Source organism: Tetragenococcus solitarius NBRC 100494, assembly GCF_001544195.1.
Classification (GTDB): Bacteria; Bacillota; Bacilli; order Lactobacillales; family Enterococcaceae; genus Tetragenococcus; species Tetragenococcus solitarius.
This window is the reverse complement of record NZ_BCPY01000002.1, coordinates 26,052-47,131: the sequence shown is the minus strand read 5'-3', so window position 1 is coordinate 47,131 and position 21,080 is coordinate 26,052. Positions and strand designations below refer to the sequence as shown.

The 21,080-nt window shown below is 36.9% G+C and carries 18 protein-coding genes; 17 read left to right on the top strand and 1 reads right to left on the bottom strand.

Features of this window, described 5'->3' with window-relative positions:
* Window positions 1-220: 220 nt before the first annotated feature.
* From alaS to cls, 3 genes are all read left to right on the top strand, one after another.
* Window positions 221-2,860 carry an alanine--tRNA ligase gene (gene alaS, locus TS1_RS00930; protein WP_068706877.1) on the top strand — a complete coding sequence of 880 codons (2,640 nt, stop codon included), beginning with the start codon at window positions 221-223 and terminating at the stop codon, window positions 2,858-2,860.
* A gap of 161 nt (window positions 2,861-3,021) precedes the next feature.
* The gene (locus TS1_RS00925; RefSeq protein WP_068706875.1) at window positions 3,022-4,173 is read left to right on the top strand and encodes a cation diffusion facilitator family transporter; all 1,152 of its coding nucleotides are present in this window, start codon (window positions 3,022-3,024) and stop codon (window positions 4,171-4,173) included.
* 10 nt (window positions 4,174-4,183) lie between these two features.
* Window positions 4,184-5,650, top strand: a complete 1,467-nt coding sequence (cls, locus tag TS1_RS00920; protein ID WP_068706874.1) for a cardiolipin synthase — start codon at window positions 4,184-4,186, stop codon at window positions 5,648-5,650.
* On the opposite strand, the gene TS1_RS00915 is transcribed toward cls, so the two are convergent.
* Window positions 5,630-6,046, bottom strand: a complete 417-nt coding sequence (locus tag TS1_RS00915) for a ribonuclease HI family protein (protein WP_068706872.1) — start codon at window positions 6,044-6,046, stop codon at window positions 5,630-5,632. The two genes, cls and TS1_RS00915, sit on opposite strands and share 21 nt — an antisense overlap.
* An 83-nt stretch (window positions 6,047-6,129) precedes the next feature.
* Here TS1_RS00915 and TS1_RS00910 point away from each other — a divergent pair, with 83 nt between their 5' ends.
* The 14 genes from TS1_RS00910 to TS1_RS00845 all read left to right on the top strand — a co-directional run bounded on the left by TS1_RS00910 (window position 6,130) and on the right by TS1_RS00845 (window position 21,040).
* Window positions 6,130-6,525 carry an EbsA family protein gene (locus TS1_RS00910; protein ID WP_068706870.1) on the top strand — a complete coding sequence of 132 codons (396 nt, stop codon included), beginning with the start codon at window positions 6,130-6,132 and terminating at the stop codon, window positions 6,523-6,525.
* 57 nt (window positions 6,526-6,582) lie between these two features.
* Window positions 6,583-8,244 carry a formate--tetrahydrofolate ligase gene (locus TS1_RS00905; protein WP_068706868.1) on the top strand — a complete coding sequence of 554 codons (1,662 nt, stop codon included), beginning with the start codon at window positions 6,583-6,585 and terminating at the stop codon, window positions 8,242-8,244.
* A 36-nt stretch (window positions 8,245-8,280) separates the two neighbouring features.
* A complete protein-coding gene (locus tag TS1_RS00900) occupies window positions 8,281-8,964 on the top strand; it encodes a CBS domain-containing protein (RefSeq protein WP_068706867.1) in 684 nt (227 codons plus the stop codon).
* Between the two features lie 24 nt (window positions 8,965-8,988).
* Window positions 8,989-9,453 carry a signal peptidase II gene (gene lspA, locus TS1_RS00895; protein ID WP_068706865.1) on the top strand — a complete coding sequence of 155 codons (465 nt, stop codon included), beginning with the start codon at window positions 8,989-8,991 and terminating at the stop codon, window positions 9,451-9,453.
* Window positions 9,450-10,364: an RluA family pseudouridine synthase gene (locus tag TS1_RS00890; RefSeq protein WP_068706863.1), complete on the top strand. Its 915-nt coding sequence runs from the start codon at window positions 9,450-9,452 to the stop codon at window positions 10,362-10,364. The genes lspA and TS1_RS00890 overlap by 4 nt, the downstream gene beginning before the upstream one ends.
* Window positions 10,365-10,583: 219 nt before the next feature.
* On the top strand, window positions 10,584-11,126 hold the full coding sequence (pyrR, locus tag TS1_RS00885; protein ID WP_068706862.1) for a bifunctional pyr operon transcriptional regulator/uracil phosphoribosyltransferase PyrR: 543 nt from the start codon (window positions 10,584-10,586) through the stop codon (window positions 11,124-11,126).
* Window positions 11,126-12,406 carry a solute carrier family 23 protein gene (locus TS1_RS00880; RefSeq protein WP_068706860.1) on the top strand — a complete coding sequence of 427 codons (1,281 nt, stop codon included), beginning with the start codon at window positions 11,126-11,128 and terminating at the stop codon, window positions 12,404-12,406. The genes pyrR and TS1_RS00880 overlap by 1 nt, the downstream gene beginning before the upstream one ends.
* Before the next feature lie 19 nt (window positions 12,407-12,425).
* On the top strand, window positions 12,426-13,352 hold the full coding sequence (locus tag TS1_RS00875; RefSeq protein ID WP_068706858.1) for an aspartate carbamoyltransferase catalytic subunit: 927 nt from the start codon (window positions 12,426-12,428) through the stop codon (window positions 13,350-13,352).
* Between the two features lie 31 nt (window positions 13,353-13,383).
* Window positions 13,384-14,691: a dihydroorotase gene (locus TS1_RS00870; RefSeq protein WP_068706856.1), complete on the top strand. Its 1,308-nt coding sequence runs from the start codon at window positions 13,384-13,386 to the stop codon at window positions 14,689-14,691.
* The gene (locus TS1_RS00865; protein ID WP_068706855.1) at window positions 14,666-15,745 is read left to right on the top strand and encodes a carbamoyl phosphate synthase small subunit; all 1,080 of its coding nucleotides are present in this window, start codon (window positions 14,666-14,668) and stop codon (window positions 15,743-15,745) included. The genes TS1_RS00870 and TS1_RS00865 overlap by 26 nt, the downstream gene beginning before the upstream one ends.
* 2 nt (window positions 15,746-15,747) lie before the next feature.
* Entirely contained in the window at window positions 15,748-18,918 is a 3,171-nt protein-coding gene (locus TS1_RS00860) for a carbamoyl phosphate synthase large subunit (protein ID WP_068706853.1), read from the top strand.
* 38 nt (window positions 18,919-18,956) lie between these two features.
* Window positions 18,957-19,676 (top strand): orotidine-5'-phosphate decarboxylase, encoded by a 720-nt coding sequence (pyrF, locus tag TS1_RS00855; protein WP_068706852.1) that lies wholly within the window; start codon window positions 18,957-18,959, stop codon window positions 19,674-19,676.
* On the top strand, window positions 19,673-20,308 hold the full coding sequence (pyrE, locus tag TS1_RS00850; RefSeq protein WP_068706850.1) for an orotate phosphoribosyltransferase: 636 nt from the start codon (window positions 19,673-19,675) through the stop codon (window positions 20,306-20,308). Before pyrF ends, pyrE begins: the two co-directional genes overlap by 4 nt.
* A gap of 57 nt (window positions 20,309-20,365) precedes the next feature.
* Window positions 20,366-21,040, top strand: coding sequence for a carbonic anhydrase family protein (locus tag TS1_RS00845; RefSeq protein WP_068706848.1), 675 nt, complete (start codon window positions 20,366-20,368; stop codon window positions 21,038-21,040).
* Window positions 21,041-21,080: the final 40 nt, after the last annotated feature.

The window sequence follows — 21,080 nt, the reverse complement described above, 5'->3', positions numbered from 1 at the left end:
TTTCATGCTGAGAGAAAAAGCAAGATGTTTTTTGATTGCTCCCTTTTTACGTTTGGTAGAAATACCAACGCGGCTTTGGCGTTATGGAAGTATAAGAGGTAATGATCGACATCATTGCAAGCAAGGTGGTACCGCGTGTAGACGTCCTTGGTTTGCAAAGGTGTCTTTTTTAATTCTTTGCAAGAAAAACCAATTTTAATCGTTTATAAGGAGAATAACTATGAAAGACTTATCGAGTTCTGAAGTTCGACAAATGTTTTTAGACTTTTTCAAGTCAAAAGGCCATTCGATTGAGCCTAGTGCTTCATTAATCCCTGTAGATGATCCGACGTTATTATGGATTAATTCAGGTGTTGCTACTGTAAAAAAATATTTTGACGGGACCGTTGTGCCGGAAAACTCTCGGATTGCTAATGCTCAAAAATCAATTCGTACAAATGATATCGAAAATGTGGGCCGGACGGCTCGCCATCAAACAATGTTTGAAATGTTAGGGAACTTTTCTATTGGAGATTACTTTAAAGAAGAAGCGATTCACTTTGCTTGGGAATTTCTAACTTCGCCTGAATGGATTGGCTTTGATCCACAAAAGCTGTATGTAACTGTCTATCCTAAGGACAAAGAAGCAAAACGAATCTGGAAAGAAGAAGTAGGGCTGGCAAGTGATCATATTGTAGAAATTGAAGATAATTTTTGGGATATTGGGGCAGGTCCAAGTGGGCCGGACACAGAAATCTTCTATGACCGAGGACAAAAATTTAATGATTTAGCTGAAGATGATCCAGAAAACTATGCTGGAGGAGAAAACGAACGTTACTTAGAAATCTGGAACCTTGTTTTTTCGGAATTTAATCATAAACCAGATGATACCTATGAACCATTGCCTAGTAAAAATATTGATACGGGTATGGGGTTAGAACGGATTGTTTCCGTTATTCAAGATACACCGACAAATTTTGAAACAGATTTGTTTTTGCCCATCATTCGTGAGATTGAGCAAATAAGCGGTCAAATAAAATACGGGCAAAACCAAGAAACGGATGTCTCTTTTAGAGTGATTGCTGACCATATTCGTGCTTTAGCATTTGCTATTGCTGATGGCGCACTTCCTTCTAATGAAGGAAGAGGCTATGTTTTAAGACGTTTATTGCGCCGTGCCGATATGCATGGACAGAAATTAGCAATTAACCAAGCTTTTTTATATCGACTTGTTGGCATAGTAGGGAAAACGATGAATAGTTACTATCCAGAAGTATCGCAACAACAAAGCTTTGTTGAAAAAGTGATTAAAACAGAAGAAAAACGCTTTTATGAAACTATTAACGAAGGCATGGCGATCTTAGATCAATTGTTGGCAAAAGAAAAGAATGAACAAGCTCAAATTATTCATGGAGCTGATATTTTTAAATTGTATGACACTTATGGTTTTCCAGTAGAATTGACTGAAGAGATTGCACAAGAAGCTGGTTTTGAAGTTGATCATGCAGGTTTTGAACGTGAAATGCAGGCTCAGCGTCAACGTGCGCGTAATGCTAGAAGTAACGAACAATCGATGAAAATGCAGTCTTCCTTGCTAAAAGAAATCGATGTTACAAGTCACTATGTAGGTTATACGACTTTAGAAACTAAAAGTCCGCTGGCTCTTTTAATTCAAGATGAAACATTTGTTGAACATTTAGAGGGCGGTCAAGCAGAAGTCATCTTTTCGCAGACACCATTTTATGCCGAAATGGGTGGACAGGTTGCTGATACAGGCGTTATTATTGATCAAAGTGGAAAAACGTGTGCAGTTGTCACTGATGTTCAAAAAGCGCCTAAAGGACAATATTTACACCAAGTAAATATAAAAAAATCATTACAAAAAGGTCAAGAATATACATTAAAAGTTGATAAAGACCGACATAATCGAATTATAAAAAATCATACAGCGACTCATTTGTTGCACAAAGCTTTAAAAGAAGTTTTAGGATCGCAAGCTAATCAAGCAGGTTCGCTGGTTGATCCTGAACATTTACGTTTTGATTTTACTCATTTTGGTCAAATTACTACCAAAGAGTTACGGGAAATGGAAAAAATTGTTAATGAAAAAATTGGACAGGCCTTAGATGTAACTACGATTGAGACAGACTTAAAAACTGCGAAAGAAATGGGAGCGATGGCTTTATTCGGTGAAAAATATGGCAACGAAGTCCGAGTAGTCAATGTAGCAGACTGGTCGATTGAACTTTGTGGTGGGAACCACGTAAAAAATACAGAAGATATCGGCGTATTTAAAATTGTATCAGAATCTGGTATTGGAGCCGGTGTTCGCAGAATTGATGCTGTCACCAGCCAAGAAGCTTACCAACATTTTGCCCAACAAGAAGATGACTTACGTAAATTAGCTGACATTCTTAAATTGCCAAGAATCGATGAAGTGGTGGAAAAAACTGAGCAGCTACAACAACAATTACAACAATTGCAAAAAGAAAATGAGCAGCTATCAAGCAAAATAGCCAACCAACAAGCCGAAAATGTGTTTAAAGACATAAAATACGTCAACGATATTTCTTATATTGCTGCCCAGATTAATGTGAAAGATATGAATCAGCTGCGGCAATTAGCAGATCAATGGAAACAACAAAGTATTTCTGATGTACTTGTCTTGGCAACAGAAAATAACGGCAAGGCAAACCTTTTAACAGCAGTCTCACCACAGACAATAGATAAGGGCATTAAAGCTGGAGATTTAATTAAAGCAATTGCGCCTAAAGTTGCTGGTGGTGGTGGCGGACGTGCAGATATGGCCCAAGCTGGCGGGAAAAAACCTGAAGGAATTCCTCAAGCTTTAGAAGAAGTCACACACTGGTTGCAAAAGTAGCTATACAAAAGGTTGGAAAATATAAAGTTTTTGTTTTTTTCCGGCCTCTTTTGTTTACTATTCGATATTTGTTGTTAATTTAAGCATAGCAGGGTGCATTCGGATGTTAACGAAGAATTTTTTTCATTTGTTAACTTTATACAGCAAGGAGTTTTCTGACGATGCTTGAACGTTTAGTAGAAAAAATGTTAAAAAATAAGAATAAAGAAGAACAACGGACAAAAATTGGACAAATTGCTGGTGTACTGGGGCTAGTTTCAAATGTTATTTTGTTTTTTGGCAAAATCTTTATCGGGCTTGTCGCTAATTCGGTTTCGATTATGGCTGATGCCGTCAATAGTTTATCAGACATGATTTCTTCGCTTTTAACTTTGATCGGTTTTAAAGTTGCAGCTAAACCAGCAGACAAAGAACATCCCTATGGTCACGAACGTTTCGAATATATTAGTGGTTTAGCTGTTTCTTTTGTTATCATGATAGTAGGTTTTCAATTTTTACAAACCTCTTTTAAAAAAATACTTGAACCAGAAAGCATTTCTTTTTCTACCTTTGTATTTATTGTTTTGCTAGCTTCAATTTTCATCAAAATCTGGCAAGGCAGAATGTATCGGCGTCTGGCAAAGAGAATACAGTCACAAACGTTACAAGCTTCGGGAAAAGATAGTTTAAATGATGTGTTTACAACGGTTACTGTATTAGTGTCTGCCTTAATTGAGCATTTGACGAATTGGTATATTGATGGTTTTATTGGGTTTGTTTTAGCCCTTTACATTATTTATACTGGAATTAAAATGATTAAAGATTTTATCGATGAATTATTAGGGAGTCGACCTTCAGAACAAGAGGTACGGGTTATGGAAGCACGCCTTTCCAATTATCCTTCAATTTTAGGGTATCATGACTTGTTGGTTCATAATTATGGGCCACAGAGTAATTTTGCTTCAGTTCACATTGAAATAGACGCCTGTTGGAGCCTAACTTATGCCCATCAGATCATTGATATGATCGAAAAAGACTTTAAAGAAAATCTTGATGTAGAACTAGTTTGTCATTTGGATCCAGTGGCTATTCATGATGATGAATACCTGAGGATTAATAAAGAACTGACGAGTATCTTAGCCGATTTGGGTGAAGGTTTAAAAATGCATGATTTACGTGTAAAAAATGAGAATGTGTTACAGTTTGACTTAGTTATTCCAGAAGAGATTTCAGAAGATGAAAATCAGTTATTGGAAAAGATACGACAGTTAGTCGTTCAAAGAATCGGAAATTATCATTTGGATGTAAGACTTGATCATAATTACTTACTTTGAGGGGGACCTAATGGACTTAAGAACGGACTTAGCCATTTTATATCAAATCATTTGGGGCTTAATTCTGATTAATACTGTTGGTGCATTTATCACAGTATTTCGCCGCCCTCGTTCAATCACGAGTATACTTGCTTGGATGATGACTTTAGTTTTTTTACCAGGTTTAGGATTTATTTTGTATTCCTTTTTTGGCAGAGGAATTGATAGAGAAACGGTTTATTTATTTAGTGAGCAACATCAAAAACGAATCAAAGAAATCAACGAAATGATTGAAGAAAATAATACAAAATATGCACCAAAATCTTATCCTTACGAAGCGGTCCTATTAAAACAATTTTTTGCTAATATGGAGGAGTCACCACTTACAAGAGGAAACCAGGTTGAATTTTTTACTGATGGTAAAGAAAAATTCTCTCATTTATTTGAAGACATAAAAAAAGCCAAAGACAACATTCATGTAGAATATTACGCTTTTTTTGATGATAAAATTGGGAATGCTTTTTTAGATCTTTTAGTAAAAAAAGCTAGAGAAGGAGTAGAAGTTCGTCTAGTTTTTGACCCGTGGGGTGGACGAACCAATGTTAAATTCTTTAAACCGCTAAAAGAAGCAGGCGGCAAAGTAATGCCGTTTATTACTTCAAGGAACTTAATCAGAAAAACCCGCTTGAACTATCACTTACATCGTAAAATTGTCGTGGTTGACGGTCAAATTGGCTGGGTTGGCGGATTTAATGTAGGAGATCAGTATGTCGAAACGACAGAAAAATTTGGTTACTGGCGTGATACTCACGCTAGAATTGTCGGGACAGCTTCTTTTTCTTTACAAGAAATCTTTATTCGTGATTGGAATGCTTCGATTCGGAAAAATGAAGACCTTTTAGAATATGAAGAGCGTTACTTTGTTATTCCTGCACAAGTGGACAAAGAAGATGCAGCCATGCAAATTGTGGCTGATGGCCCAGAGTCTATTGAGCAAATTATTGAAGGTGGCTTTATTAAAACAATTGTAGCAGCTAAGGAAAGAATTTGGATCCAAACGCCTTATTTAATTCCAGATGATTCAATGACAAGTGCGCTTTGCATCGCAATTCGTTCAGGAGTTGATGTACGCATTATGATTCCTTGTATACCAGACCATCCATTTATCTACCGTGCTACTCAGTACTACGCGAACTTATTTCAAAAAATAGGCGCCAAGATTTATATCTATACGGATGGTTTTATCCATGCAAAAACTTTGGTTAGTGACAATACTATTGCTTCTTTTGGTACAACCAACCAAGATATCAGAAGTTATGAACTTAACTTTGAAGTAAGTGCTTTTGCCTATGATGAAAAAATCAATAATGATTTAGCCGCGATTTTTGAAGAGGACATGAAGCATGCGACTTTGCTTACGCAAGAGATGATTGATCAACAATCTTATTGGCTAAAATTTAAACAAAATTTTTCTCGTCTACTTTCGCCGATTCTTTAAACGAAGTGCTTTTTGCAAACCTTGTCTGGCTAAATGATCAGCTCCTTTATTTTTAGCTTCGGGAATCCACTCAATCAATAATAGTGGGAAATTTGTTAACTTTTCTTGAATTTCTGCCAAGAATTTTTTGAAATCTGGATTTTTTGCATAGTTTTTCTGAACAGTCTGCGCTAAAATTTGACTGTCAGTGTAAACAAGAATGGTTTGATTATAAAGTTGTCGTTGGTATAAATCATCAAGTAAATAATTAAAAACAGCAAATTCTGCTTGATGATTTGTTAGTTCTGAAAGGGCAAAAGATTCTTGTTCGTAGATGCCGTCCCCTAAAAGGATAATTCCGCCTCCACTTGGACCGGGATTTCCTTTAGTTGAAGCGTCAATATATGACTTTATCACTTGTAAACCTCCTAATAGACTACTTGAATGATTTGATTATAATATACAAAATTCTGAAATGATAGATGTGAAAGGAGAGCAACTTGAAAAAAAATAAAATCCGTTGGCAGCCTGAACATTCTTTAGCTATTATTTACTGGTCGATCACTTTTATATTTTTGTTTTTAAGTCTGTCGTTTATCTTAGAACGGGCTGAAGTTCACTGGAAGAGCATGCTTTTTATTGTGGTTTTTTTACTTCTTTTTTACCGTGGTTATCAACGGGCAGTCATTATTCATAAAAATGGCTTACAAATTAATTATGCTCGATTTTGGAAAACAGATTATATTCCATTTGAACAAATTCGACTTATTCAAATTTCTGGCAATCTGTTGACGATTTATCTAAAAGAGCAATCTTTGGAATTACGATTGAACAAAAAGCAGGTGGGCAGCTTTTGTAAGGTATTGCCCGAAAGTGTCCCGGTGAAAACTGTCTAGTTGGAAAAGAAATCATGTTGAAAACGGTAAAATGAGTAGAGAAAGAAGGGAAATCTTGTGTTATCAGACATAGAAATTGCACAACAAACCACGCTAGCGCCTATTGAGACAGTGGCGGAAAAATTGGAAATTTCAAAGGAATCTGTTGAGTTATATGGTAAATTTAAAGCTAAAATTACTTTACCGGAAGATAAAAAGGCGCCTTTGGGTAAATTGATTTTGGTCACTTCTATTAACCCCACGCCGGCTGGCGAAGGTAAAACGACGGTTTCAATTGGTTTAGCAGATGGTTTAAAAAAAATACATAAAAATGCTGTTTTAGCTTTAAGAGAGCCTTCGTTAGGGCCTGTTATGGGATTAAAAGGAGGCGCTACTGGAGGGGGCTATTCGCAAGTCTTACCCATGGAAGAAATAAATTTGCACTTTACAGGTGACATTCATGCAATTACAACAGCCAATAATGCACTTTCCGCTTTAATCGACAATCATATCCATCAGGGAAATGAACTAGGAATAGATCCACAACAAATTATATGGAAAAGATCGTTAGATTTAAATGACCGTGCATTACGACATACGGTAATAGGACTAGGTAATAAAGCTCAAGGTGTGCCACGTGAGGAAGGGTTTGATATTTCGGTGGCTAGTGAAATCATGGCTGTTGTATGCCTAGCTAGGGATTTATCAGATCTAAAATCTCGTTTGGCTAAAATTGTTATCGGCTATACTTATGAAAGTCAACCAGTAACTGTCCATGATTTACAAGTAGAAGGGGCCTTAGCTCTTTTATTAAAAGAGGCTATGAAACCCAACCTTGTACAAACGATGGAACAAACACCTGCCTTTATCCATGGCGGACCTTTTGCCAATATTGCTCACGGATGTAACAGTGTAGTTGCAACAAAAGCTGCTTTACGTTTAGGTGAATATGCAGTGACAGAGGCTGGTTTTGGGGCAGATTTGGGAGCGGAAAAGTTTTTAGACATCAAAGTACCTAATTTAGAAAAAGCACCCGATGTCGTAGTGGTAGTAGCCACGGTTCGGGCGTTAAAAATGCATGGAGGCTTAGCGAGTGATCAGCTAGAAAATATAAATTTATCCGCTTTAGAAAAAGGATTTGCCAACTTAAAAAAACATGTACAAAATATGCAAAAATATCAGCTTCCCGTTGTAGTGGCTATTAATGAATTTGCCACGGATCAAACAAGTGAGCTTTCTTTATTACAAAAGCTATGTCAAAAAATAGGTGTGAAAGCAATAAGAAGTTCTGCTTGGGCAGAGGGTGGAATGGGGGCTAAAGATTTAGCCCAAACGGTAGTAGATACCATTAATCAGCAAAAAGCAGACTATAAACGACTCTATCAAGACTATTTACCACTAGAAGACAAAATTAAAAAAGTGGCTTGCGAAATTTATGGAGCTCGAGAGGTTTCGTTTGAAACAAATGCTAGAAAACAATTAAAGGAATTTGAGAAAAACGGCTGGGATCAGTTGCCAATTTGTATTGCTAAAACACAATATTCGTTGTCAGATAACGCTAATTTATTGGGCGTTCCTGATGATTTTGTTCTAACTGTTCGAGAAATCGTTCCTAAAATGGGAGCTGGCTTTTTAGTCGTGTTAACCGGAAATATTTTGACAATGCCGGGCTTACCTAAATATCCAGCTGCCTTAAATATGGATATCGATGTCAATGGCAATGCCAGCGGATTGTTTTAAATAGACAGTTTAAATAAGGATAAAGGAGGATACCAGGTGGGCGAACGAGCAGAAGCTTTTTTAAGTAGTTTTAACCGCATCGAAAAATGGTTAAATGATCAATTAAAAAATCCACAAAATATGGGATTTAACCAAATGGTACGAAGATTAAGCAATCATGAAGAACTAGCAGTAAAAACCTATGAAAATGACTTACTACAAATTTCACAGTTACGTAATGCCATTGTTCATGAACAAATTGGTGAGGATTTTGTGATTGCTGAGCCAAACCAATGGATTTTAGACCGAATTAAAAAAATTGAAACGGAATTATTACAACCTGAAACAGTAATTCCACGATTTGCTAAAAATGTAACTGGTTTTGAGCAGGATATCCCAATTAGTGAGTTATTAAAAATTGTAGCTGCAAAAAGGTACTCACAGTTCCCCTTGTACAAAAAAGGTGTTTTCCAAGGATTGATCACTTTAAAAGCGTTAGGTTACTGGTTTGCTAAAGAAAGTACCGAAGGAAAAATCAATTTAGAAAACCGGACTGCTAAAGATCTGATTATTACCGATGGCAAGCAGACAAACTTTGACTTTGTAGCAGAGGATACAACAATCAATGAAGTGGAACAAAAATTTCATAACAATGGTTTATTAGATGCTGTTTTTATAACGAAGGATGGAAATCCTAATGGAAATTTATTAGGGATTGTTCGTCCGCGAGATATTTTTTAATTCTTAAGAAACGAGGAAAGATAATTGATAGCCATCTTTTTTTTATTCAGTGCAATAATTATCGGAATTGATCAATGGGTTAAGTATTGGATTGTAACTAATTTAGAATTTGGAGAAATCCAGACAATGGTTGACCATTTTCTTTCGCTTACTTATGTAAAAAACACTGGGGCTGCTTGGAGTATTTTAGAAGGAAAAACGAGCTTTTTTGTGGTAGTTACATTAATCGCTGTGGTTGTAGTGTCTTACTTGATGGTTCATTATCGCAACGAAAGTAAATTTTTAACGATTGGGCTAGCGCTTGTTCTAGCAGGAGCTATAGGAAACTTCATCGATCGGATTCGTTTAGGCTATGTAGTGGATATGATTCAAGTAGATTTTATCCAGTTTCCTGTTTTTAATATCGCAGATTCTTCGTTAGTGGTAGGTGTTATTTTGATATTTATTTACACTCTATTTGAAGAACGTTTGAAAGGAAAAAGTGCATGACAAATAAGATAGAAATTACGATAACCAAGGAACAAGGGCGCGTTGACAAGGTCTTGTCTGACAAGCTAACTTCTTATAGCCGCTCCCAAATTCAACAATGGCTAAAAGATGGCAATGTGCTTTTAGACAATCAAAAAGTGAAAACAAATTATAAAGTAAAGCCTAATGACTGTTTTGTTATTCTTGTACCCAAAGAAAAGAGTTTAGATGTAAAAGCTTGTAATCTTCCACTTGATATCATTTATCAAGACCAGGATCTAGCAGTAGTGAATAAACCGCAAGGGATGGTGGTACACCCTTCAAAAGGACATCCTGATCAGACATTGGTCAATGCGTTATTATACCACTTGGATCATCTATCAAGCATTAATGGCGTCATTCGCCCAGGAATTGTACATCGGATTGATAAAGATACTTCTGGGCTTTTGATGGTAGCTAAAAATGATCGAAGCCACACTTCTTTAGCCCAGCAATTACAAGATAAAACTATTTTACGTGAATACACAGCTTTAGTTCACGGAAACATCAAACATCAAAAAGGCACAATTACGGCTCCTATTGGTCGTTCTAGCACAAATCGCCAGATGCAAGATGTTGTTGAAGGTGGCAAACCTGCTGTTACGCACTTTACTGTTTTAGAACGTTTTACTAATTTTACTTTAATTAAGCTGCAACTAGAGACAGGACGAACCCATCAAATTCGGGTTCATATGAAATATATTGGTTATCCGTTAGCGGGAGATCCGGTTTATGGTCCTAAGAAAACGTTAAAAGGCAATGGACAATTTTTACATGCGGGTCTTCTTGGTTTTATTCATCCGACTACAGGCGAACAGCTTACATTTGAGGCCCCTTTACCTGAAGTCTTTAAAAAAACTTTAGAAAATTTACGAAAATCGATTGATTTTTAATTTAAATCACTGTATAGTTGGTGTAATAAAATTTTACAGCTTATCCTTTAAGTTAGTCCCGTGAGGCTAAAAAGGTAGTGAAAAACTAGACGAGAATTATTGACTTGAAAGCCATTATAGCGGTTTATACGCTATGGGTTTTAAGAGCACAGCGGAAGTTCACTCCTGCCTTAAACGGGCAGGAGTTTTTTTATGCATTAAAAAAAGAGGAGGGAAAATATGGTAAAAAAAGAAGTCATCGATGAAGTAACGATGAAAAGAGCATTAACAAGAATCACTTATGAAATTATTGAAAGAAATTACAATATTGACCAGTTAGTATTAGTTGGTATAAAAACACGAGGTATCTATATTGCGCGACGTATCGCTCAGCGTCTGCAACAGTTAGAAAATGTTCAAGTACCTGTCGGTGCCTTAGATATTACTTTATATCGAGATGATCAAAAAAATCTTCAGGACCAACCAGAACTATATGGTTCTGATATCCCCACAAACCTTGAAGGCAAGGAGGTCATTGTCGTCGACGATGTATTGTTTACTGGTCGCACCATCCGAGCGGCATTGGATGCGATTATGGATTTCGGACGTCCGCAAAAGATCGCTCTAGCTGTCTTGATTGATCGTGGTCATCGTGAACTACCGATCCGAGCAGATTTTGTAGGAAAAAATATTCCTACTTCTTCAACAGAAGAAATTATTGTAGAAATGCTCGAAACAGATGGTGCGGATCGAGTTCTAATTAATAAAAAAGGAGAGTCATAATGGCAGACAAAAAAGAGTTTCGAAATTCAGACGCGATTTTAGATATTAAAGATCGTCCTAAATTCTGGCCTTGGGTTGGCCTTAGTTTACAGCATTTGTTTACCATGTTTGGAGCTACTGTCTTGGTACCTATCCTCGTTGGACTAGAGCCAAGCATCGCTTTATTTAGCTCAGGTGTTGGTTCTCTTTTATATATCTTAATCACAAAAGGAGCTGTACCGGCTTATTTAGGCAGCAGCTTTGCTTTTATAACAGCTATTCAATCACTAATGGGAACAAGTGGTTATCCAGCTGTCGCCCAGGGAATCATATACTCTGGTATTGTTTATATCATTGTAGCGTTTATTATCGCTAAAGCTGGTTCCGACTGGATTGATGAAGTCTTGCCCCCAATTGTTGTAGGCCCCGTTATTATGGTTATTGGTTTAGGGCTGGCCCAAAATGCAGCAGAGAATGCGATGTTTAATGAGGGCGTCTATGATGCTAAGTTCTTTCTTGTTGCTTTGGTCACTTTAGCGATTACGATCTTTTTTAATATGTACTTAAAAGGATTCTTTAGCTTAATTCCCATTTTGCTGGGCATTGTAGGCGGCTATTTATTTGCTTTAGTGGTAGGAATTGTTGATTTACAGCCCGTTAAAGAAGCGGCTTGGTTTCAAGTTCCCGATTTTCAATTGATGTTTGTCGATTATGATGTTCACTTCTCTTTGGCTGCTTTAATTAGTATGGCGCCGATTGCTTTTGTAACGATGACAGAACACATGGGACATTTGATGGTATTAAGTAAGATTACAAAACGTGATTTTTTTAAGTCACCTGGTTTGAAAAAAACGCTATTTGCTGACGGATTATCCACCATTATTGCAGGTCTAATTGGCGGTCCTCCTACCACAAGTTATGGCGAAAATATTGGTGTTTTAGCTATTACGAAAGTTCATAGTGCATTTGTCCTTGGAGGCGCCGCTTTTTTTGCTATTTTATTTAGTTTTATCGGAAAAATCAGCAGTTTAATCTATAGTATCCCAACGCCAGTCATCGGAGGTATTAGCTTTTTACTATTTGGTGTTATTGCCTCTAGTGGATTGCGCATTTTAATCGATAACCAAGTTAATTTCGATAAAAAACGGAATTTAGTGATTACTGCGGCTATCTTGGTCATTGGAATTGGAGGAGCTTATTTAAAAATTGGTAGCTTTGAATTAACCAGCATGGCTTTAGCGACTGTTATCGGTATTGTTTTGAATTTAATTTTGCCAGTAAAAGCTAGAAGTGAAAGTTAGACTACAAAGGGGGAAGTCTATGATTGAACGTTATGAAAGAGTGAGCTTAAAGCATTTATTGACTGTTGAAGCTTTATCCGACCAAGAAGTGATGGGGTTAATTCATCGAGGTCAAGCATTTAAACATGGAAGTATTTGGTTACCAGAAAAAAAGCAATACTTTGTAGCTAATCTCTTTTTTGAAAATAGTACGCGAACCCATAAAAGCTTTGAGATTGCTGAAAAGAAGTTGGGGATTGATGTGGTTGATTTTGCCGCTGATACAAGTTCAGTACAAAAAGGAGAAACACTTTATGATACGGTCTTAACAATGTCTGCTATTGGTGTGGATTGTGTTGTGATACGTCACGGAGATGAAAATTATTATGATCAGTTAATTCAGAGTCCTTCCATTCAGTCAAGTGTGATTAATGGGGGGGATGGCAGCGGCCAACATCCAACACAGTGCTTGCTTGATTTGATGACAATTTATGAAGAATTCGGTAGTTTTAAGGGATTGAACGTTGCCATTATCGGTGATATTACTCACTCTCGAGTTGCTAAGTCAAATATGCAGATGCTCAATCGTTTAGGAGCCAATGTGTATTTTTCAGGCCCTCGACAATGGTATGATGAGATTTTTGATGTATATGGTACTTACTTACCCATAGACGAACTTATTTCTGAGATGGATGTCTTAATGATGTTGCGTGTGCAACATGAGCGTCATGATCCGGATGAAAGTTTTTCAAAACAAGAGTATCATCATAAATTCGGATTGACTGTTGAACGAGCCAAGCAGATGAAAAAAGGAGCAATTATTATGCATCCGGCGCCTGTCAATCGGGATGTTGAAATTGCAGACTCGTTAGTAGAAGGATTGCAGTCAAGAATTGTTAAACAAATGACCAATGGTGTATATGTTCGTATGGCTATTTTAGAAGCCGTTTTACAAGGAAAAGCTTAAATAGAAAAGTTTTAGGATAAGGAGCAAAAATATGGATTTGTTAATCAAAAATGGACGTATGATTTCTCATGACAATCAGTTAATCTCAGTACAACTATGGGTTAAAGATCAATTTATCCATGCAATTGGTAAGAGCTTTGATGAGGGTTTATTTGACCAAATTATTGATGCAAAAAATCAACTAGTCACTCAGGGATTGGTAGATGTCCATGTACATTTAAGACAACCAGGGTTTACCTATAAAGAGACAATAAAAACGGGAAGTCAAGCAGCAAGTCGAGGCGGTTTTACGACCATTTGTGCAATGCCCAATCTTAATCCAGTACCAGATACTGTAGAACGTTTTACTCAAGTACAAGAGATTATTAGGCAAGATGCAGTCAATCATGTTTTGCAATATGCTCCCATTACAAAGAACTTGCGTAGTGATGACCTAGTAAATCAGACAGCTTTAAAAAAAGCAGGAGCTTTTGCTTTTACCAACGATGGTGTTGGAGTGCAAAGGGCTGGGACCATGTATTTAGCGATGAAAGAGGCGGCAAAAAATCAACGAGCAATTGTTGCTCACACAGAAGATGAATCGCTTCTTTTTGATGGTGTAATGCATAAAGGCAAAAAGGCCGAGGAGTTAGATTTGCCGGGCATTGTAAGTGCAGCTGAATCTTCACAAATTGCTCGAGATCTGCTCTTAGCTGAAGAAACTGGGGTGCATTACCATGTCTGCCATGTTTCTTCCAAAGAAAGCGTTCGTGTGATCCGTCAAGCCAAAGAAGCAGGAGTCCATGTTACTTGTGAGGTTTGTCCTCACCATTTATTGCGGGCTGATGAAGATATTACCTGTGATCATGGATATTGGAAGATGAATCCGCCTTTACGTGCTAAAGAAGATCAAAAAGCGCTAATTGATGGTTTGTTGGATGGAACAATTGATTGCATTGCGACTGATCATGCACCACACAGTTTGGAAGAAAAAAATCAAAGTTTCTTAAAAGCACCTTTTGGCATTGTAGGTTCAGAGTATGCTTTTCAACTTATCTATACAACTTTTGTAAAAAAGGGAATATTTACTTTAGCCCAAGTAGTTGACTGGATGGCGATAAAACCAGCTGAAATTTTTGATTTGCCAGTGAATCGTTTAAATATTGGTGATACCGCAGATTTAGCCATTTTTGATATTGATCATAGTTATATCGTCGATCAAAAAGAGTTTTTATCGCAAGCGGAAAATACACCTTTTATCGGTAAAGAACTTTTTGGTGATACACTTTACACTTTAGTAGACGGGAAGATTGTATGGCAAGGTGGGAATCAAAATGGATCGTTGGCTAATTCTAGATGATGGCACGTGTTTTTTAGGACAAGGGTTTGGTGCTAAATTAAATGTCTTTGGTGAAATTGTTTTTAGTACGAATATGACAGGATATCAAGAAACAATTACCGAACAAAATTTTAATGGGCAAATTATTACTTTTACTTATCCGCTAATTGGAAATACTGGAATAAACCGAGATGATTACGAGTCGCTTTCTCCAGCTTGTAAGGGTATTGTGGTTAAGCAATATCCACGTTTAGCGAGTAATTGGCGCTACCAGATGTCTCTTTCGGAGTTCTTGGAAAGAAGAAATATCGCGGGCATCTCAGGTATTGATACTCGTGCATTAGTAGGTAAAATTCGAGCACATGGCAGTATGAAAGCAAGTATTGTAGACTCTGGTGATGCTTTTGAACATGCATATGATCAATTGAAAGCAAGTGTCCTGCCTACCAATCAAGTGGAACAAGTCTCTACCCAAAAACCTTACCCTAGCCCAGGTACGGGTCATAATGTCGTGATTATTGATTTAGGGTTAAAGCATAGTATTATGAAGGAATTGGCTAAAAGAAACTGTAATTTAACCGTGATGCCATATAATAGCTCAGCAAGTGAAATCCTAGAGCTGAGTCCTGACGGCATTGTTTTGACTAATGGCCCAGGTGACCCTAAAAGTATTCCATCTGTGGTTGAAATGATACGCCAAATTCAGGGGAAAATCGCTATCTTTGGGGTTGGCTTAGGTCAACAGTTATTTGCTTTAGCCAACGATTGTGATACTTACCAAATGAGTTTTGGGCATCATGGACAAAACTATCCAGTAAAAGAAAAAGTGACTGGTCGGGTGGATATCACTTCACAAAGTCATCGTTTTAATGTAAAACGTTCTTCTGTTAATAATAAAAAGCTTTTGGTCACTCATTTTAATGTCAATGACGGTAGTATTGAAGGGTTAAAGCATCGACATTATCCGGCATTTACCGTTCAATTTAATCCAGATGCTGCACCAGGCCCCCATGATACTTTGCATGTGTTTGATGAATTTATCGAGATGATGGATGCACGAAAGGGAGTGGTTTAGCGTTGCCAAAAAGAACAGATATCAAAAAAATAGTCGTTATCGGTTCTGGACCTACGCGAATTGGACAAGCTGCTGAGTTTGATGATACAGTGAACCAAGCTTGCGCTGTTTTGAAAGAAGAAGGTTACGAAGTTGTTTTAGTACATTCAAGTCCGTCAGCTACTATGTCGGGCAATGAAAATGTCGATCATGTGTATATTGAACCAGTTACCAGTGAATTTGTCGCTCGTATTTTGAGAAAAGAGCTGGCCGATGCAATCTTGCCAATTGTCGGAGGACAAACAGCCTTAAATGTTAGTTATGAGCTAGCGATTTCTGGAATTTTAACAGAGCTGAATGTTGAACTTTTAGGGATCGATTTTTCAGTTATTAGACAAGCACAGCAACCTTCGTTATTTAAAAGGTTGATAAATTCTTTAGCTCTGCCTTTACCACCCTCACAAATGGTTAATGCGGTAGATGAAGCCCTAGATTTTGCTCAAAAAATCGGTTATCCGGTGTTTGTAAAACCTGCTTTTACCACAGCCGGTTCAGCTAGTGGTATTTGTCATAATGATCTGCAGTTGCGGGGATTTATCAAAAAGGGGTTACGTCTATCTCCTAAAGCACAATGTATAGTTGAGCAAAACCTGGCAGGTTTCAAAGAAATTGAGTACGAAGTTATACGAGATAGTACAGGAAATGCACTTTCAGTCGCTAATATGGAAAACTTTGATCCTGTAGGCGTTCATAGTGGTGATTCGGTTGTTTTTGTTCCTAGTCAGACATTAACGGACCACGAACATCAATTATTACGAGATGCTTCTTTAAAAATCATTCATGCCCTAAAAATTGAAGGAAGTTGTCATATACGTTTGGCAATAGATCCAAGCAGTTTTAATTACTATGTGTTAGAAGTTAATCCACGATTGACACGTTCAAGTGTGTTAGCTAGTAAAGCTGCAGGATATCCTATGGCAAAAATTGCGACCAATGTTGCTATAGGAAAAGAGCTCTCTGAAATAAAAAATTCCATTACACCAGAAATCTCTGCTGATTTTGAACCTGCCTTAGACTATATTGTGACTAAAATTCCCTATTGGTCCTTTAAAAAAGTAAAATATCAATTAAATACACAAATGAAATCTACTGGTGAAGTGATGGCTATCGGAAGGACTTTAGAAGAATCTTTATTAAAAGCTGTTCGTTTTTTAGACGATTCCTTTGACTTTGATTTTTTACAAAAACAAACGGATGATGCTTTGATTCAAAAAATCGTATATGGAGAAAATAATCGATTATTTACTTTAGCCGAAAGTTTAAGACGTGGTTATACTATCGACGAGCTAGCAGAAAGAACGAAAATTGATTTGTTCTTTTTGGATAAAATTGCTCATATCGTAGAAATTGAAGCGCAGTTAGAAGAAAATAAAAACGATCTTTCCATATTAAAAATAGCGAAACAAAATGGGATTTCTGATCAAAAAATTGCTCAATTATGGCAAATAGAAGAAAATGATATTTATCAATTGCGTCAGCAACAACAGATAAACTCTGTATTTAAAATGGTGGACACTTGTGCGGGAGAATTTGCTGCTAGCAGGCCTTATTTTTATAGTACATTCGAAATAGAAAATGAAAGTACTGCTACACAAGAGCCGTCCATCTTGATTTTAGGAGCAGGTCCTCATAAAATCGGCCAAGCCAGCGAGTTTGATTATCTTACCGTACAGGCCATTAAAGCTGTACAACAAGCTGGTTATAAAGCAATTCTTGTTAATAATAACCCAGCCAGTGCAACGACTGATTTTAGTATAAGCGATAAGTTGTATTTTGAACCGCTAGTTTTAGAAGAGGTCAGAACGATTATTGAATTAGAACAACCGCTAGCTGTTATTGCCCAATTTGGCGGACTAACCGCTCAAAATTTAGGCCAGCTTTTAGAAAGTTTTGGGGTAAAAGTATTAGGGACTAATCAAAAGCCCTTGGAGCAATTAAAAGCTCCACAAACATGGACTGATTTGTTAAAAGAAGTGGTCATTCCGTCTGAAAAAAAGCCGCTTGCTTTTTCTGAAAGTGAAATACTGGCCATGGCTCAATCATTGAGTTTTCCACTTAATTTGCGTTCAAGGGATTTAACCAATGAGGAAAATTTACAACGAGTGGATACAATGGAAGATTTAAAATGGAAGCTACAGTATTTAAAAAGGGACGCTCAGAATTTTCCAATGTTGGTGACACCTTTTGTTGCTGGAAGAGTATGTGAAGTCGAAGTTATTTATGATGGACACACTGTTTTTATCCCGGGATTTTTTGAACATATCGAAAAAAATGATGTCCATTCAGGAGATTCAATGGTGGTTTCTCCTCCGCAAAATTTTTCAAAAAAAGAGCTTGAAACAATTGAAAATTATGCAAGTCGTGTAGTCCGACAATTAAATTTACAAGGGATTATTAATATTCAATTTTTAGTAACTAAAGATCAACTGTATATTAATCACATCCTTCCTTATGGCAGCCGAAGAGTCGCTTTTTTAAGTAAGGTAACGTCTTTACCGATTGCACAAATCGCTAGCCGTGTTATTTTAGGTGAAAAATTGTCAGACATGGGTTATAAACTTACTATGCCTTCAGCGAAAAATAAAAATATGGTTTATGTAAATGCACCTGTTTTTTCTTTGACTAATTTAGAAGCAGTAGATGGCTATTTAAATCAGGAAATGAAAGCAACAGGTAGTGTGATGGGAGCAGATATAAGTTTGGAAAAGGCTTTATATAAGGCTTTTTCAGCTTCAAATTTAGCTATACCTGAATTTGGCTCGGTTTTGTTTACTATTGCTGATAATGATAAAAAAGCGGCTTTACAACTGGCGAAAAGTTTTTTTGAAGTTGGATTTAATCTTATTGCTACCCAGGGCACGGCCGCTTTTTTTGCCAAACATGGGCTAAAAGTTCATAAAATAGGTAAGTTAACTTCTAAAGATGGGCAAACAATACTCGAGCAAATGGAAAATGGTCATATTCAAATGATAATCAATACTAGGGAACGCAATAGGCAAAAAGTTTCATATGATGGACTTACGATTCGTAGAAAGGCTGTAGAACAAGGGATTGCTTTGTTTACTTCATTAGATACTGTGGCTGCCATTTTAAAAGTAATCCAATCAAGAGCATTTTCTACTAAAGAACTTTAATAACCAAAATAAAAACGGAACAAGAAAGGACAAATAAAATGATTGAACGCCCTATCATTGCTTTAGATTTTTCTTCTAAAGCTGAAATCGAAACTTTTTTAAATAAATTTCCAAAAAATGAGTCACTCTTTGTTAAAGTAGGTATGGAAATTTTTTATCAAGAAGGGCCAGCTATTGTGCATTGGCTAAAAGAAGCGGGACATGATATCTTTTTAGACCTGAAATTACACGATATTCCTAATACAGTACAACGTTCAATGACAGGATTGGCTAAAATGGGGGTTTCAATTACAACGGTTCAAGCAGCTGGAGGTAGTGAAATGATGCAGCGGGCAAAACAAGGCCTAATTGATGGGACACCTGCAGGGAAAAATCCTCCTCAAGTGATTGCTGTGACTCAGTTAACATCCACCAGTCAAGAACAAATGCAAAAAGAACAACTAATTCAAGCAACATTAGAAGAAAGTGTCCTTCATTATGCAAAACAAGCACAAGAAGCTGGCTTAGATGGTGTCGTTTGTTCGGCATGGGAAGCACAAAAAATCCATGATACAACTTCGGAAAATTTTATGTGTTTAACTCCGGGGATTCGCCCTAAAGGAAGTGACGCTGGAGATCAAAAAAGAGTGGTGACTCCGAGCAAAGCGCGTACCATTGGTTCTAATGCCATTGTTGTCGGACGGCCTATTATTTTAGCAGATGACCCTTATAAATCTTATCAAAATATAAAAACGGATTGGGAGGAAACAATTCAATGAACGATGAAACATTAATTGCACAAAATTTACTAGCTATTCAAGCTGTTTTTTTAAGTCCTAACGAGCCATTCACGTGGGCCAGTGGTATTAAAAGTCCAATTTATTGTGATAATCGAATTACTATGAGTTATCCAGAAGTAAGAAGAAATATTGCCAAAGGTTTAGCTGAAAAAATTAAAATAAATTTTCCTGATGTAGAAGTCATTGCTGGAACAGCTACAGCAGGAATTCCGCATGCAGCTTGGATCGCTGAACTTTTAGACTTACCGATGGTTTATATCCGTAGTAAGAAAAAAGATCACGGCAAAGCCAATCAAATTGAAGGAAAATTAATCAAAGGACAAAAAATTGTGGTGATTGAGGATTTAATTTCTACAGGCGGCAGTGTCTTAGAAGCATGTGCAGCAGCTGAAAATGAAGGAGCGAATGTCTTAGGTGTTGCAGCAATTTTTACCTACGAACTGCAAAGTGGGCAGGATAATTTTCAAAAAAGCGGTATCCCGTTAATTACTTTGACGAATTATTCTACTTTGATTCAAACAGCTTTAGCTAAAAACTATATTGAAGAAAGTGATCTAGCTTTATTAAAAGACTGGAAGAAAGACCCTTATCAATGGCCTGCGACTAAATAGTTGGCCCCATTGATTGTAGAAATATTATTTTTATTGATAAGATAAGGAGTGTCACTTATGTCTCGTATTTGGAGTTATTCAGGAAAAACAGGACCCGATTTTTGGTCCACACTTAGTCAAGATTTTCATAAAGCAGCACAGTTTCCTTTACAATCGCCGATTGCTTTGTCTTATGAAGAGACGCAGCCTTTAAAACAAACGATTCAGTTCACTTATAATAACCAATCTTTCTACGTCAAAAATGTCAATGATACCATGCACTTTGAGCCGGTAGAAAGTGAAAGTTTTGTCGATTTTGCAAGTCATCGTTATTATTTAACAGATATTCATTTTCATATGCCTAGTGAACATATTATTGCAAAAAATCAAGCTCCTTTAGAATTTCATTTGGTACACAAGGATGAACAAGGACAGCCTTTAGTTTGTGCTGTGTTATTTTCTTTGGTGGAAGAGGAAAATAACCGTTGTAATGATAGCACTATCGAGCTTACAACGTCGGAAAATAACAAACAATCACTGAATCCTATTATCTTTTTACCAAAAAATTCCGGTTATTTTCATTACGAAGGTTCGTTGACGACACCACCTACAGACGGTCCTGTTCAATGGTTTGTTTTTGATGAAAGAGGAATTATGAGTCGTTCTTTTATTGAAAGTTTCCAAACGTCTTTGACGCCTAATAATCGCCCCTTACAAGATAAAAATCAACGTCCCATTTTTTACAAAAAATAGCAAAAAACCGCAAAGATTAGTTGAGATAACTAATCTTTGC